This window comes from Infirmifilum sp. NZ (assembly GCF_022693705.1).
In the GTDB taxonomy this organism is placed as follows: domain Archaea; phylum Thermoproteota; class Thermoprotei; order Thermofilales; family Thermofilaceae; genus Thermofilum.
The window spans coordinates 872,331-886,919 of sequence record NZ_CP094288.1 but is presented as its reverse complement, the minus strand read 5'-3'; the positions used below and the strand labels follow the sequence as shown (position 1 = coordinate 886,919).

Here is a 14,589-nt window from a genome sequence, read left to right as displayed (position 1 = left end):
CTTGGACGTACGGTGACTATATGACAATAGTCGACGAGGACATTCAGGCATTGCGGCAGCAATTCCATGAGCTCAGAAGAAAGCTTCAAGAGCTGGATGCGAAAATCTCAGAGACGCGCTCAAATAGAGATATTGCCAACAGTGAGGTGAAAAAACTCTCGGCCGAGATTAAAAACCTCCGTGAACAATTCTTACAGCTCCGTCAGCAGCTCTCCCAGCTTATAGAGAAAAAGAAGGAACTCTACGATAGGCTTGTCTCTACGCGCGAGGAGCGAAAGAAGCTCATCGACGAGTTGAACAAAGCCCGTGAAGAGTTAAAGAAACTCAACGGCGAGTATAAGGCACTTAGAAGCTTCCTGGGATCTAAGAACTACGATGAAGACGAGCTTAGAAGCAGAATAGAGCAACTAGAGTGGCAGTACCAAACAATGACTCTGCCCCCCGAGGTTGAAAAGGTCATAATAAACAAGATCAGAAGCCTGGAATCCATTTACGTTAATGTAAAACACCTCAATGAACTTAGGGCAAAGATTGAGGAAACTAGGCAACGCATTCCTCAACTGAAAGAGCAGATAGCGCAGGTTAGCGAGCAGCTTAAACAGATCGTGTCAGAGTATCTGAAGGTGAAGGAGGAGGTGCAGAAGCTGAAAGCTCAGCGCGATGAGCTGTTCCAGAAGATTCAAAACCTTCGCCAGGAGAGAGACAGCATTAGGGAGAAAGCAAACGCTTACCACCAGGAGCTTCTAACGCTCCTCCAAGAAGAGAGAGCGGTACGCGAGGAGCTGGAGAGAGTCTCAGTGCTACTGAAAGCTAAGGAGCTTTCACAGCACCTGGAGGAGCGTAAGAAACTGCTCTATGGAAAGGCCTTAGAGGCTTACGAAAAGTACAAGAGAGGAGAAGCGCTATCCTTGGATGAGTTTAAACTCCTCTTCGAGTTTAATATGCTGAACCGCAACTTACAGGAGCAGTGATGCCTTCAAATTCTTACTAGTTTTCCTGTCTCCACTCAAGCTCTCTGAACCTAACTCTGAATTGTGGGCCCAAAGCTGTGAGAGTGCCGGAGCGGTGCTTGTCTGATTCAATCATATCATAATTGTTTATCTGACTTCTAGTCAGCACTCAAAAGCCGCAACGTTAATTTTTCAGCGTAGGGGCAACTCCTTTTGTATGGCAAAACCATACTCCTTGCAAATCGCTATCGACGTTACAGACGAAGCTCAGGCTCTAAAAATTGCAAGCACCGTGAACAGTGCTTGCCGTAGTGGAGCTCTCAGCTGTGAGAGGCTAATAGTCGAGGCAGGAACCCCTCTTGTTAAACTTTTTGGGCTGTCCATACTCCCGAAGCTGAAGCTCTCATCTCCAGGCACCCATTTGATGGCTGACTTGAAAATAGCTGACGTGGGAAGGCTAGAGGCCTCTTTGGCCTTTGACTTCTTTGCCGACAGCGTGTCGGTTCTCGCTATGGCTCCAAGATCCACCATTAGGTCCGTTTTAGAAGTCGCTATGGAGCGTAGCAAGAGCGTCGTCGTCGATTTTATAGGTGTCACAGACCTAAAAGCGCGTGCCGATGTAGTTACGTCGCTTGTGCGTAACTTATCTTTCCCGGAGGATAAGCTTGTGTTCGAGTTCCACCGGGGCATTGACGAAGAAAGGGGGAGGTCGGCTGAGGAGTTCTTCAAGGATATAGTGGGTGTGGTGGAGTACATTAGGGGGATTCTACCGGCTTCTAAGGTGGCCGTTGCAGGAGGCTTAACCCCGCAACTCGTGCGAGAAGTCAGAGCATTAATCGACGCTGATATCTACGTTGTAGGTAGATACATTACGTCGAACCCCTCACTAGAGCGCATCCTTGAATTTTTTGACTAATCCCTAACGGTTAACTCGAAATCTTCACCACCCATGTATATTTGCTGTAGGTGGAAGTAAACTTCTTCGAAGTTTTGGCTTTTCTTCGCAGAAACCATCACTACGGGAATAATGTCGAGGAAGTCTAGGAGCAAGCGAGTAACGCTCCTTGAGAAGTGCGCGTCGTAATCCCTGGGCATCCTGGAAATTTCCTCTTCAAGCATCTCCGGATTCGAGAGCCACTCGGAGACTCTCTGTCTATCGGCATCGCTAAGCACGTCCATCTTGTTTAGCAGAACTACGAGTGGTAGTCTTAAGCGGTAGAATGCAGAAGCAGCGAGAAATATCTGAGATACTAGGTTGTAAGGATCCGAAGAAAGGGAGGCGTCTAAAATGAATACCGAAGCGCACCTCCGGCTAGGCTTACAAAGGGAGTTAATGATTATACCACCGCTTTGCCGGAATGTGAAGAGCTCCATTTGACCCGGCGTGTCTATGAGAACGTAGCCCTCCGGAGCATCGTCTATGCTCCTGTCCAGTGAAGGAAGATGCTCTATAGACATATCGACCGCGGCGATAATAGCTCCGTTGGGACCAAGTCCATACTCCTCTAAAACTTCCCGCACGAAAACATGTTCCCTTATGTCTACGTCCGGAACGTACTCTAAATTTTCGACCGCTGGGTCTAAATTGACGATTGTGACTGGCGCTCCTTGGCTTTGCAGCCAGTCTCGAAAACTGGCTGTGAAGGTGGATTTACCGGATCCTGCAGGTCCAATTATAAAGACTAGCATCTGCATGCTTTTCAAGCTTTAAAAACGGGCAAGTAATAAATTCAGGTTTTTCGCCCTATGTGATTAGGGCGAGTTGATTAATGCCATCGAGGTCAAAGATTTCACTGAGCGAGGAGAACATCGAAAAAATGGAAGAGTCGTCGGTGCAGTTTGAAGTATTGGAGAGAAAAACTCTGGAGATCGTGAGAGAGGCCGGAGAGAAGGGAGTGCTTCAAAAAGACCTTTGGAAGAAGCTGGGTTTGGACAGTAGGAAGGGTCTCAAGATTGTTCGAAAACTCGAAGAGCAGGGCTTAATCCTGAGAGAGCAGGTCGTTCTACGTGGGAGGAAAACGTATGTCATCAGACCTGCTACCTTGCTTCAAAAGGAGACTACACTACCGGACTTTCTCGACGAAATTCCCTGCTTTTTCTGCCCAAACCTGGCAAAGTGTGCGAGCGGTGAAGTAGATTTCCTCGAGTGCCCAATCCTCAGGAGGTGGCTGACTAATGGCTGAACGGTTTTTAAGGATCTTCGTCGCCGTAAAGATCACCAGACCCGAGCTAGTCTCGCGTGTAAAGAGCTTTCAAGAGGAGCTGGAGAGAGCTGGGCTGAAAGCCAAGTTTGTTGAAACGGAAAACCTGCACATAACTCTACAATTTATCGGAGAGATTCCTCGCGAAAAGGTTCAAGGCATCGAGAGTAAACTTAGGGAGGTTAAAGCAAGCTCTTTCTCGATGGAGCTCCAAGGCGTGGGGGCTTTCCCAAACCCCAAGAATCCGAGGGTCATCTGGATCGGAGTAGGGAGAGGGTCAGAAGAGCTCTCAAGGCTTGCTCAAGAAGTTTATAAAGCCGTTACCGCTGCCGGCGTTAAGCTTGAGAGGGAGGACTTCCAGCCACACCTTACAATAGCTAGAGTTAAGGCACCACTAGGCGGTGAGGTTCGAAAAATAATCGAAAAGAACTCATCTATGTTTTTCGGCGAGCAGGATGTGACAAAGTTCTACCTGATCAAAAGTGTCCTCACCCCGAGAGGTCCCGTATACACTGATCTGGCCGAATTCCAGCTTCTCCCGGTGTATTAACAGAATGGGTCACGAGTTGTGTATCGACAGCAGCGAAGTGGCTTGCCTGTCAAAACACTTATCGAGGCTTGAACCATCAGAGGAGCAGAAAGAAAGAATCTCGAGGCTAGTAGAGCGCGCTGTGAGAGAATTACATCATGTGGTTGAAGAATCGGGTCTTAAGCCGCTCGTGCGTGAGATTTCAATACATGGATCTTTTGCCAGGGACACGTGGCTACCCGAGGACACCGACGTCGACGTGTTTGTTCTTTTTGACGAAAGCCTGGGTCTTGAAGAGTTGCATAAATCCGTTGAGACCCTGAGCACTGAGCTTGCCCAGAGACTAGGGGCTGAGCTAGAAGTCCGTTTCGCCTCGCACCCGTACTTCATCATCAAATACCGGGGGGTAGAGCTGGAGCTTGTACCGGCCTATAAGGTAGAAAGCCCTCAGAGGATCAAATCAGCAGTAGACAGGACGCCCTTCCACACAGAGTACATCATCTCACAGATATCAAGAAATCCTGCCCTTAAAAGGGATATTCGCTTGTTTAAAGCTTTACTGCGGCGCTTGAACATCTACGGCGCGGAAATCGAAGTTAAGGGATTTTCCGGATACCTCGCAGAAGTTCTTATAGTGCACTACGGGGGACTTATTCCTCTCTTGTGCGCGGCCTCTAAGTGGATTCCTTGGAGGGTCGTGATCCCAGAGACGGCTTACAGACTGCGCGGCACCGCACCGTTAGTCGTACTAGATCCAGTAGATCCCCGTCGTAACGCCGCTGCCGCAGTCGGAGTAGATCAGCTCTCAAAGCTTATTTTGTTCGCAAACGTCTTCAAGCACTGCCCTGCCATCTTGTGTTGTGTACTGGAGGGCGTCGAGGAAGAAGCAGAGTATGCTCCTGATGAAAACAGCATAGTGTTGCAGCTAGTTAAGCACCCGACTCTCGCGCCTGACGCCCTGGCCGGGAAATTAAACAGAGTGCTCGATGCTGTCACCAACACACTGAGAAGGAACGGGTTCAGCGTTCTGAGAAAGCTTCACCTGAAGCTGAATGAAAAGCATCTGCTAGTTTTGCAACTTGAATCCCTGGAGCTACCCCTATGGGAGAAGAAGGTCGGGCCGCCGGTATGGCATGAGAACGTGTTAAGATTCCTGGAAAAGTGGGCGTCCAATAAGCCAGCGCCCTTCATAGAGGGCGATAGGGTCGTTGCAGTAGCGCCTAGGAAGAACCGTAATGCTATTGAGATTATAAAGGAGGTATTGAAGGTATATAAGGGGTTCGAGTGGGAGATTAGTAAAGCATGCGACTACATACAGAAGCTTCCAATGCCAGAAAAGCGTGAATTACTAAAGCGCTTGGCGGGGTATGAGCCTTGGATTCTGTGCTTAAAGAGGTGCATGGCTGGAGCCGAGTTCTAGTGTACCCCTCCCTTGATGCAGATGCAATAGTGCGAAGAGTTGTAGAGATGAAACTACTGGGCGTGCGGCGCCTCATAGAGGAGGGTCGTGTGGACATTTTCGGTAAAAAAGTGCTGGGAAAGGGAACAGTAGGCATCGTAGTGAAAGCGGTTTTTTCAGGAGGCTTTTACGTCGCCGTAAAGATAAGGAGAACCGATGCTTCGCGTGAAACCTTACTGAAGGAGGCACGGATACTTCAATTGGTGAACAGCGTAAAAGTCGGTCCACTGCTCAGAGCGTTCTCCAGGAATTTTCTCGTCTGGGACTACGTGGACGGTATACCTCTTGACGAGTGGGTGGTTACCGCGTCCGTCTCTGAACTTAGGAGGGTTATGAGGCTCGTTCTAGAGCAGCTATGGAGGCTCGACACAATAGGAGTATCTCACAATGAGCTTTCGAGGTTCAAAGACCACATACTTGTTGGGAAAAACGGAACTCCCGTCATAGTGGATTTCGAGTCGGCGACTACGGGTAAGTATCACTCAAATCTGCCTCAATTTCTCAGCTTCCTTTTGAATGAAAAGTCAAAGATAGCTGAGATCGTTTTATCTAAGTTATCCTTCAGTACAAAGCGGGATGAACTCATCGAGGTCCTACGATGTTACAAAAAGGGAACTGCGGGGGTTGAAGATATTCTCAACCTACTCAGGCTCTAGCCACTGACTTACCTCCTCTTTCCAGCTCCAGCTCAAGAGAAGGGCGACTCTGAACCGCTCTGCAACCCAGGTTAAGCGAGAGGCCTAAATTGCCACTACCGCTTTTATCCCCTTGAAACACACTTGAGGGGGAGTTGCCGGAGGCGGTTCCCGATTATGTAACCTCTACTTGATTGTCTCTATAACGACGTAGGTTCGCGTCTCGCGCACCCCCTCAAGTGTGTTTATCCTGTTGAGAACCTCTTCGAGGAGTGGTTGTGATACATGAATGATTACGTCAACGTCGCCTGTAACTCTGTAGACTTTTTCAACGGGAAGGTTGCTGAGAGCAGAGTAGATGTGTAGCCTCTTCGACGGCTCTATCCTTAGTACAATGATGGCCTCGCCGCTTTGCCTCCCCAGCAGTTGCACCGCTCTTTCGGTTAGATCTATAAAGCCTCGCCCTGTTCGCAGAAACCCCAGTTCTCGGAGCTTTTTAAGGTGCATGTTCAAAGCCTGCCTAGAGATACCGAGCTCCTTTGCAATGCTACTCTGGGTATCTGTGACTGTGAAAACCCTAAGAGGTTTACTTTTTTTAAACAAATATCTCAATAGTTCAATTTGTTTCTCGCTCAGTGTTTTTGAACTCACATCTAATCTTGTGTAGATGTAAAATATATTCTTTACATCATTTTTACAAACGTCTCATATGGTAATCTAAATCACTCGCGTGTGGGGTGTGAGGTAAGCGGGGGTATTTCTATTTTTAAATATTGGAACTCTCGAACTACAATGTAGCTAATCAATAATACCCGGGTCCGTCCCTGAATGAATAATTTTTTATCCATGATGATCCTCCTCTACACCGTGAGCGTTACAGTACCGTTTGTTCCAAGCCCGGTAGAAGTTATAAGAAAGGCTTTTGAGATAGCCAAACTGAAGCCTGGTGAGCTCGTATTAGACCCGGGGTGCGGAGACGGGCGCTCGCTAGTTATTGCTACAAAAGAGTTTGGAGCGAGAGGCGTGGGCATCGAGATCAGGAAAGATCTGCTTGAGACTGCTATGAGGAATATTATCGCGGCTGGAGTGCAGGACAGAGTACTCCTCATCCATGGGAGCTTTTACGACGTTAAATTTCCCCAGGCAGACGTCGTTTTTCTGTACCTTTTAACATCCGTTAATGAGCGCCTACGTCCAAAGCTCGAGCGCGAGCTGAAGCCAAACACGCGCATAGTCTCGCATGACTTTGAAGTAACTGGATGGAAGCCTGTAGAGAGCATCACCGTCGAGGAAGGTGGCAGAACGCATAAAATTTACTACTACATTGTCGGTGAAAGTAGGCGGTAACCTCATGCCCGAGGAGCTCTCGATTTCGATTGAAAACATGTCTCAGACTACGCTAGAAGTCAGGGTCTCGGGCGAGGGGCATACTTTGCTTAACATGCTAGTGGATGAGCTAAACAGAAACCCTCATGTTACTGCATCATACAGAGTGGACCACCCACTACTCGGGGTGGCGCATCTCCTTATAAGAACCGACGGAACTCTTACCCCCTTAGACGCCCTCCGAGTGGCTGTAGATTCATTGAGAAAGAAGCTCGAAGCGATGCGTGAGCAGATACGGGCTCAGACAAGCTGAGAAGGATCCTGACAGACAAGGATCTGGCTAAACTAGGCGACGCGTTTATAAACTTCGTAACATCTGCGGCTCTATCCCTAGCATCTGGGAAAGCCCAGGGAATCAAGACCCCAAGAAAAACGCTTAGAGAGGCCTATAAGCTCTCAGCACTGACCAACATCAAGTTACCACACGACTGGGACCCTGCAGAGAGCGTGGAAGCGCTGCTGAGCTATGCATGGTTAAACAACTGCTTGTCAAGTGAGCAGGCTGTGGAGTTCCTGTATAAAGCTTTAACTTCAGGTAAAGCCCTAGAGGTAGCTATAGCTCTGCTGATCGATCGAGCCCTAAGCGCTTGCCTGAGCAGAGGCTGAGTAAAGCACCCTCCTTTTATAGTTCCTGAGGTTCCTCCTCCTCGGTATGAGGTTCTTCTTTGGTTTTGGAGGTATCTTCGGAGTAGCGTTTCTGACTTTTCCAGCCTTAGTGAGGCTACCGTGAGATGGCATAACCCTACCCAGCTCAGTCAAAGCTATCGACAAATATAAGCGTTTCCACTAGGCAGGCACGAGCTCAAGCGACAGCGTTTGAAGAGCTACATATGAGACACCATCGAGTGAAACCTTTTAACTGGGAAGCTGTCTTCGTTGATGCAGAGTCCTCATGGCAGTAGCTGGCTACGGTCGGAGGGTCAGTGAGCTCCTCGCCAGCGCAGGAGCAGGTATCTTCGACGTAGTTCTCGTTAGGCTAAAAGACGGCGTCACGTTTAGAGGCATCGTCCTTCCTCGTCCTCAAGTGGGAGAACAAGACTTTCTCGTTTTAAAGCTTGACAATGGGTATAATATCGGAATTGCCGCAGATCGTATAACTGAGGTGAAGTTAATTGAGACGAGCGGCAGAGTAGGGCTCACAGCGGAAAAGGTTACACGGGAGACTAAAGCTGAGGGAAAGGTACACTTTATAGGCACCGGCGGCACCATAGCGTCGAGGGTCGACTATGCCACCGGTGCTGTTTACCCGTATTTCTCTGCCGAGGATCTGTACGCGATGATACCGGAGCTCGCGGACATAGCTGTGGTGACGAGCGAAACAATTTTCAGCATTTTCAGCGAAGATATGACCCCTCATCACTGGTCGGAGCTAGCTAAGAAGATAGGCGAAGCCTTCGCCTCGAAATCACCCTCGGGTGTAGTTGTTGCTCATGGAACAGACACCATGCACTACTCCTCATCGGCTATGGCATTCGCCGTTCAGAAGGCACCGGGACCGATAGTGTTTACAGGCGCTCAAAGATCTTCGGACAGGCCATCAAGCGACTCCGCACTCAACGTGATAGGAGCGGCAATTACCGCCGTTAAAGCCCCCTTCGCGGAGTCAGTGCTGGTGATGCATGGGTCCGTGAGCGACGAAGTGCTTCTTGTTCATAGAGGCGTGAGGGCTAGGAAAATGCACACAAGTAGAAGAGACGCCTTCATAAGCGTGAACAGCCTACCTTTAGCCAAAGTTAACCCGTTCACAAGGGAGATCGATGTTCTTCAACCCGAGTACAAAAAGCGGGCAGAGGAGGTCGAAGTCTACCCCGAGTTCAGCGAGAAGGTAGCGTTGGTGAAGTTCTACCCTGGAATGTCATCCTCTCTGCTCGAGTTCTACAGAGAAGAAGGCTACGTAGGTCTGGTGATCGAAGGCACGGGATTGGGTCACGTAAACAGCAAACTCATCGACACCATACGCTCTCTCGTGAAGGACGGGGTGATGGTGGTAATGGCGTCTCAGTGCCTCTGGGGGTCGGTGAACCTTAACGTCTACAGGACTGGTGTGGAGCTTCTGAAAGCGGGAGTGGTACCGGCTGGGAACATGCTACCTGAAACGGCCTACGTTAAGCTTAGCTGGATTTTCGGCCAAACAAGCGACCTTGAAGAAGCCCAAAGACTCTTCAAAACGAGGATAGCATACGAGTTCTCCGAGAGGAACGAGTACAGGCACTACCCAGGGGCGATGGGGTGGTGGTAAGTATGGCAAGCCTCCCTCGCATCAAGTGCGGCATAGAAATACACCAAATGCTCGATACGGAAAGAAAACTCTTCTGCGCGTGCCCCACAGTGGTCAAGAAAGAGAAAGCAGACTACAGCTTTGTCCGCAGACTGCGGCTCGCGCGAAGCGAGATAGGTGAAGTAGACCCCGCAGCGCTGTTCGAATTCGAAAAGGGTCTAAGCTTTGTTTATGAAGGGTATCACGAGAACACATGTCTCGTTGAGATGGACGAAGAGCCGCCCCATCAGCCTAACTGGGAAGCTCTGGAGCTAGCCCTCAAGTTCGCCCTGCTCGTGAGAGCCCATGTAGTGGATGAGATTCACGTTATGAGGAAGATTGTGATCGACGGCTCTAACACGACGGGCTTCCAGCGGACAATGCTCGTAGCGGTCGACGGGCACATAAGCGTTAACGGTAAAGAGGTGCCGATAGAGACCATATGCCTCGAAGAGGATGCCGCGAGGAAAATGGAGGAGGATCCCGCCCGCAGGACAGTGACCTATAGGTTAGATCGGCTTGGAATACCGCTAATAGAGGTAGCAACAGGACCAGTTATCGAGACGCCGGAGGAGGCTAGGGAAGTGGCGCACTACATAGGACTTTTGCTCAGGTCGCTGGGCCGCGTAAAGAGGGGGCTGGGAACAATAAGGCAGGACCTTAACATCTCCATCGAAGGAGGAGCCAGGGTTGAGATTAAAGGTGTTCAGTATCTCGACCTGATTCCAATAGTTGTCGCGAACGAGGCGCAGCGGCAGAAAAAGCTCCTGGAGATCAGGGACGAATTAAAGAGAAGAGGTTTGTCAGAGGATGATATACTTTTCTCCCCAGTAGACGTTACAGGAGTTTTCAAAAACACTAAGTCGAAGGTTGCTAGGAGCGCGCTTGAGAAAGGTGGTGTTGCTCTCGCATTGAAGCTGAAAGGCTTTAAAGGCATACTTGGGACCGAGATCCAGCCCGGTAGGCGCTTCGGCACGGAGCTAGCAGACAGGGCGCGCTACTGGGGTAAAGTCGGGGGTATATTCCACAGCGATGAGCTTCCAGCGTACGGTATAACGAAGGAGGAAGTGGAGGAGGTAAAGAGAGCTCTGGGAGCCGGTGATGAGGACGCATTTGTGCTCATTTTTGACGAGAAAGAGAAGGCATACAAAGCGTTAGAGGCGGTTTACGCTAGAATACTTGAGGCGTTTCAAGGAGTTCCCGAGGAGACTCGGGCTGCGAATCCAGATGGCACGACAAGGTTCATGAGACCTAGGCCCGGGAAAGCCCGGATGTATCCAGAAACCGATGTGAGGCCGATCAGGATTCCAAGAGAGCTACTTTCGCAGTTGGCAGAAGAGCTGCCCGAGCCTCCGGAGAAGACACTTGAGAGATTGAAAAGAGAGTATCGTCTCTCAGAGGATCTCGCGCAGCAATTATTTGACTCGGAACACCTATTCCTCTTCGAGGAGCTTGTAAAGAAGACGGGAGCCCCCCCAGTTCTGGTTGCAACAGTTCTGACAAATACGCTACGAAGCCTTAGGAGGGAGGGAGTTCAGGTGGAAAACATCGACGAGGACCATATTCTACAATTGATGAAGGCTGTTGCAGAGGGCAAAGTTGCTAAAGAGGCGATACCAGATATCTTGAGAGCTATTGCCGAGAACCCTGAGCTCAGCTTCGATGCAGTTGTTGAAAAGCTTTCACTACACTCGTTAACGGTAAAGGAACTCGAGAAGCTCGTTGATCAGGTGATCTCTGAGAAGATGCCATTAATCCGAGAGAAAGGCGAAAGGGCCTTCAGCCCGATAATGGGCGAGGTTATGGGGAAGGTCAGGGGCAGAATAGATGGTAAGCTGGTAGCCGAGGTCGTTAGGAAGAAATTGCAGGATGTTATCTCTTCTTAATCTCTCCCCTAAGTTCCTTTAGTTTTTCAGCGATTTTCTTAATGACGACACTTTTCCTTTCGGATGTTTTTACGATCACCCTACCTCCGCTCTCAAACCAAAAAGCTGGGAATTTCGCGTCTTGGTCGATCGAGACTACGCTGAAGCCGGCTCTTTCAGCAGCCCGAGCGATCTCCTCCAAACGGGGCTTCTCCACGGAAAGGCTCTTGGGTACGCGCCGACCCTTGTCACGGGGCAACGCTGAGTCGAAGTAGGCCGCCCAGATAATTTTTCCCTCTTTTTTCCTCATGAGCCTTCAACGAGAACGGCGTTTACTACACCGTCCTGGCCCGGGCGTGACGTGACTATAGCTTTACCCAACTCTGTCTGAATGATTGCTCCCCGCGTTATTACACCTCTCCTGGCGAGGTTCCTGTTGGACGGGTTGTCTATTACTTTAAGGACTTTAACCCTAGCAGTCTTCTTTTGGCTAGGGATGTAGACGTTGGCGACACTCACCGTTTTAACCTTTAATTTGCAGTTACCGCCCCTCGCGCGCACAATCTTGACTTCCGTTACTTCACTGACGGTTGGATTTAGGGGATAGCGGCCGCTCAGGTATTTTCTTTTTACCTTCACGTGCTTACCCTTAAGTCCTCCACTTATCTTTCTGAGATCGTTGCCGTGGTATACCCCCATGCCTTTCCCCTCTACACTACTCTGAGCACTTTTTAAGCCTTTCTAGCTCATTGACACGCTCTTCATGATATATCGAAAAAGTCCCTGTGAAGCTTGCCGCATCGGTCAACTTTATGCTACGACGTTGATGACCGCTGACAACCAGGTCAACTTTTTAAGGTGGCGGCGCTACTTACCCCGGGTGGCTAGTGCTTTATGAGAATAACTACTCGCGGAAGAGTCCAGATAGTCCTCAACAGAGAGTTCAAAGCGTCTAGGCTCATAACGGGCTTCCATGGCATAGGGCATGTTGGCTGGATAGCGGTAAAGCACCTTGTGGAGAAGGCTGGAGCCGTAAGAGTAGGGCACGTTATCTCGCCTTATATGCAGCCGTTCGTCTCGGTGAAAAACGGTATAAGAACCCCGTACGAGCTCTATGTCGCTGGGGAAACCCTGTACTTTCTCCCGAATGTACCACTAAGTGACAAGGACGTTAGTTTGGTTACGCGAACGCTGTCTGAGGAGGTCATCGAGAACGGTGTCACCGAAGCTGTACTTTTCGGAGGCCTCGATAACAGGTTCAAGCAAGACGACAGCATAAGGCTCGCACCTACCACAGCGTTCTATGAGGCTCGAAAGGAACTGTTCCTCGGGCAAAAGTACAGGTTGATGGAAGAGGGCCTAGGCGTAGTAGGACCACTCGCGATAATTCTATCCATATTTGAGTCCCGCGAGCTACCTGCTGTCGCTATTCTCCCCTATGCCGCCCCGGATAGACCTGACCCAAGGGCTGCGGCTGAGGCGTTAAGAGCCTACAGCGAGCTCTTCAACAGCGCAGTGAGTGTCGAGGAACTTATAAGGGAGGGTGAGCTCGTGGAGCGAGAGCTGGAAGAGCTGGAGAATAAGATTAAGCAGATGGCTAAAGAGAGGGAGCCTCCACACTACTACGTATAAGGGTTTTCACAGTTTTTACGGACTTCTCCACATTCTCAGAGGTTCTCACATGGTCCCTAAGTGCGGAATAGTAGTCCTTTAACTTGACAGGCATCGTTATCACATTCTCCCCAGATAGTCTCGCAGCGAGCTTCGACACGAAGCTCTGCGGCAAGGAGTGGTAGACTAGGACGAGCCCCCGATACTCGTTGTTCAGAATGAACCAAACCACATCCTCTCTAATCTCTCCCTCAGCTTCCTCGAACACCATGCTACTGGCTTCGTACTGAGACAACGGGTAAAAACCATCGAGTTCGATCGGGATTATCGAGAACGCGCCGGAGAGCACGGCAATGTCGCATTGTGCGAATAGCTCCGGCTTATCGTTTAGAATCTCCTTTACGAGCCCGAACCTCGTGAAGGGTTTGTGAGGTGTTTCCTCGAATAGAAGAAGTACATCGCTTCTACCTCTAAATCTGTACTTTAACCTGTTGATGTGACGCACTACCTCAGGTCTGTACCTGCTGGTTCTGTCGTAGAAGAATATGCCCTGCACATGGGAGCGTGTAACGGGGTGAACTTTAGTTATAAACTCGCTATACTTGATGTACGTCTTGAAGGCATCAGCAAGGGCCGGGTGGCTCCGAGACTTCTCTTCTACGAGCTCCCAGAGCCTGCCCTCATGGATAGCTTGCCTTATTCTCTTCAGTTCAAGCTGGATGACGTAGAGGTTATGCTCTGCAATCAACCTTACACGTTCCTGTTTCGGCATCTCTTTTAGCTCCTCTGCGGTGTATTTGGAGCACACAGGGCACGTGCAGGGGAGCTCATCGACTTCCTCTAGCCTGAGCGTGCCTCTTGGGGTGAGGAGCCTATCGTTTCGCGCGTACAGCGCGTAGGACGCTGAGTCAAAGATGTCAACACCCATGGCCACGGCAAGCGGCATAATGATAGGGTGTCCTGCCCCGAATAAGTGAAGCGGGGCGCTCCAAGGCAAGTTGAGCCTAGCAGTCATGACAAGCTTAGCAACCTCTGAGTACTCGTATTGCTCCATGAACTGCGTGGGGCCTCCAACGGCAAAAATGTCCGCGTCTTCTCGTGAAGCCTGAGACGCCGAGTACGCGACGATGCTGGCGTGAATACCACCCTGTATCGGGGCGACGAGAAGCATACCCTTTCGGTCGACCTTTGAGGCCTCCCGGAGCCTCCTAAGAGTCTCCTCGACCTCCTCGCGGGCCTGAGTGTAGGGCGTGTCGCGCCTAGTAGGTATGTCGAGAATGACCCCGATGTCGGAGCCTATCTCAACTTGGTATGTGAAGATCTCCAAGGGATCTACGTCCACTCTTCCGTACACAAGTAGCTGGTAGGCTCCCGAGTCAGTGTACACCGGGCCGTCCACCCCGAGTATGCCGTGGACCGTAAGCTCCTTGGCTAGCTCACCATAGTTTCTCTTGATTATGTAAGCATTTGTTATCAGCAGTGGGAACCCCATCTCCACGATATCCTTAGGCGGTACGAGCTGCTTCCCAGGGTTAATCACGGGTGCCAGGGTCGGCGTCTCCACTACACCTTTCCTCGTGTGAAGCTTACCCTTACGCCCCATCAGGTCTATCTCTTCTATCTCGAAGACCTCAGACCAGACCACGTGTTCTCAATCAGAAAACAGGGCCTAAATTATAACATTCCCCCCCTCGCG

Annotated in this window: 18 protein-coding genes; 12 read left to right on the top strand and 6 right to left on the bottom strand. The window is 50.1% G+C overall.

What is annotated here, in order from left to right; genetic code table 11:
• Positions 1 to 20: 20 nt before the first annotated feature.
• Positions 21 to 971 carry a coiled-coil protein gene (locus MOV14_RS04770; protein WP_318538081.1) on the top strand — a complete coding sequence of 317 codons (951 nt, stop codon included), beginning with the start codon at positions 21 to 23 and terminating at the stop codon, positions 969 to 971.
• 196 nt (positions 972 to 1,167) lie between these two features.
• Entirely contained in the window at positions 1,168 to 1,866 is a 699-nt protein-coding gene (locus MOV14_RS04765; RefSeq protein WP_318538080.1) for an orotidine 5'-phosphate decarboxylase / HUMPS family protein, read from the top strand.
• On the opposite strand, the gene MOV14_RS04760 is transcribed toward MOV14_RS04765, so the two are convergent.
• Positions 1,863 to 2,645 (bottom strand): ATP/GTP-binding protein, encoded by a 783-nt coding sequence (locus tag MOV14_RS04760; RefSeq protein ID WP_318538079.1) that lies wholly within the window; start codon positions 2,643 to 2,645, stop codon positions 1,863 to 1,865. The two genes, MOV14_RS04765 and MOV14_RS04760, sit on opposite strands and share 4 nt — an antisense overlap.
• 74 nt (positions 2,646 to 2,719) lie before the next feature.
• On the opposite strand from MOV14_RS04760, the gene MOV14_RS04755 reads away from it, so the two are divergent.
• From MOV14_RS04755 to MOV14_RS04740, 4 genes are read left to right on the top strand one after another with little or no spacing between them, the layout of a single operon-like run.
• Positions 2,720 to 3,133: a hypothetical protein gene (locus MOV14_RS04755; RefSeq protein ID WP_318538078.1), complete on the top strand. Its 414-nt coding sequence runs from the start codon at positions 2,720 to 2,722 to the stop codon at positions 3,131 to 3,133.
• Entirely contained in the window at positions 3,126 to 3,701 is a 576-nt protein-coding gene (thpR, locus tag MOV14_RS04750) for an RNA 2',3'-cyclic phosphodiesterase (RefSeq protein ID WP_318538077.1), read from the top strand. Before MOV14_RS04755 ends, thpR begins: the two co-directional genes overlap by 8 nt.
• Before the next feature lie 4 nt (positions 3,702 to 3,705).
• Positions 3,706 to 5,100 (top strand): CCA tRNA nucleotidyltransferase, encoded by a 1,395-nt coding sequence (gene cca / locus MOV14_RS04745; protein ID WP_318538076.1) that lies wholly within the window; start codon positions 3,706 to 3,708, stop codon positions 5,098 to 5,100.
• Positions 5,064 to 5,795: a hypothetical protein gene (locus tag MOV14_RS04740; RefSeq protein WP_318538075.1), complete on the top strand. Its 732-nt coding sequence runs from the start codon at positions 5,064 to 5,066 to the stop codon at positions 5,793 to 5,795. The genes cca and MOV14_RS04740 overlap by 37 nt, the downstream gene beginning before the upstream one ends.
• Positions 5,796 to 5,960: 165 nt before the next feature.
• Here the strand turns inward: MOV14_RS04740 and MOV14_RS04735 are convergent, their stop codons facing one another.
• Entirely contained in the window at positions 5,961 to 6,377 is a 417-nt protein-coding gene (locus tag MOV14_RS04735) for an Lrp/AsnC family transcriptional regulator (RefSeq protein ID WP_318538074.1), read from the bottom strand.
• 264 nt (positions 6,378 to 6,641) lie between these two features.
• Here MOV14_RS04735 and MOV14_RS04730 point away from each other — a divergent pair, with 264 nt between their 5' ends.
• The 3 genes from MOV14_RS04730 to MOV14_RS10020 are packed head-to-tail and all read left to right on the top strand — an operon-like array spanning position 6,642 to position 7,766.
• Positions 6,642 to 7,121 carry an SAM-dependent methyltransferase gene (locus MOV14_RS04730; protein WP_318538073.1) on the top strand — a complete coding sequence of 160 codons (480 nt, stop codon included), beginning with the start codon at positions 6,642 to 6,644 and terminating at the stop codon, positions 7,119 to 7,121.
• A gap of 4 nt (positions 7,122 to 7,125) precedes the next feature.
• A complete protein-coding gene (locus tag MOV14_RS04725) occupies positions 7,126 to 7,413 on the top strand; it encodes an RpoL/Rpb11 RNA polymerase subunit family protein (protein WP_318538072.1) in 288 nt (95 codons plus the stop codon).
• Entirely contained in the window at positions 7,410 to 7,766 is a 357-nt protein-coding gene (locus MOV14_RS10020) for a ribonuclease III family protein (protein ID WP_442786700.1), read from the top strand. Before MOV14_RS04725 ends, MOV14_RS10020 begins: the two co-directional genes overlap by 4 nt.
• Here MOV14_RS10020 and MOV14_RS04720 read toward each other — a convergent pair.
• Positions 7,740 to 7,898, bottom strand: coding sequence for a 30S ribosomal protein S30e (locus MOV14_RS04720; protein ID WP_318538071.1), 159 nt, complete (start codon positions 7,896 to 7,898; stop codon positions 7,740 to 7,742). The two genes, MOV14_RS10020 and MOV14_RS04720, sit on opposite strands and share 27 nt — an antisense overlap.
• Positions 7,899 to 8,052: 154 nt before the next feature.
• Between MOV14_RS04720 and gatD the strand changes: the two genes are divergently transcribed.
• A complete protein-coding gene (gene gatD, locus MOV14_RS04715; RefSeq protein ID WP_318538070.1) occupies positions 8,053 to 9,399 on the top strand; it encodes a Glu-tRNA(Gln) amidotransferase subunit GatD in 1,347 nt (448 codons plus the stop codon).
• Between the two features lie 2 nt (positions 9,400 to 9,401).
• The gene (gene gatE / locus MOV14_RS04710; protein WP_318538069.1) at positions 9,402 to 11,303 is read left to right on the top strand and encodes a Glu-tRNA(Gln) amidotransferase subunit GatE; all 1,902 of its coding nucleotides are present in this window, start codon (positions 9,402 to 9,404) and stop codon (positions 11,301 to 11,303) included.
• Here the strand turns inward: gatE and MOV14_RS04705 are convergent.
• Together MOV14_RS04705 and MOV14_RS04700 are read right to left on the bottom strand one after the other, a co-directional pair.
• The gene (locus MOV14_RS04705) at positions 11,290 to 11,592 is read right to left on the bottom strand and encodes a signal recognition particle subunit SRP19/SEC65 family protein (RefSeq protein WP_318538068.1); all 303 of its coding nucleotides are present in this window, start codon (positions 11,590 to 11,592) and stop codon (positions 11,290 to 11,292) included. The two genes, gatE and MOV14_RS04705, sit on opposite strands and share 14 nt — an antisense overlap.
• Positions 11,589 to 11,981: a 30S ribosomal protein S8e gene (locus MOV14_RS04700; RefSeq protein WP_318538067.1), complete on the bottom strand. Its 393-nt coding sequence runs from the start codon at positions 11,979 to 11,981 to the stop codon at positions 11,589 to 11,591. The genes MOV14_RS04705 and MOV14_RS04700 overlap by 4 nt, the downstream gene beginning before the upstream one ends.
• A 195-nt stretch (positions 11,982 to 12,176) precedes the next feature.
• Here MOV14_RS04700 and MOV14_RS04695 point away from each other — a divergent pair, with 195 nt between their 5' ends.
• Positions 12,177 to 12,914 (top strand): proteasome assembly chaperone family protein, encoded by a 738-nt coding sequence (locus tag MOV14_RS04695; RefSeq protein ID WP_318538066.1) that lies wholly within the window; start codon positions 12,177 to 12,179, stop codon positions 12,912 to 12,914.
• Here the strand turns inward: MOV14_RS04695 and tgtA are convergent.
• On the bottom strand, positions 12,880 to 14,538 hold the full coding sequence (tgtA, locus tag MOV14_RS04690) for a tRNA guanosine(15) transglycosylase TgtA (RefSeq protein ID WP_318538065.1): 1,659 nt from the start codon (positions 14,536 to 14,538) through the stop codon (positions 12,880 to 12,882). The two genes, MOV14_RS04695 and tgtA, sit on opposite strands and share 35 nt — an antisense overlap.
• Positions 14,539 to 14,589: the final 51 nt, after the last annotated feature.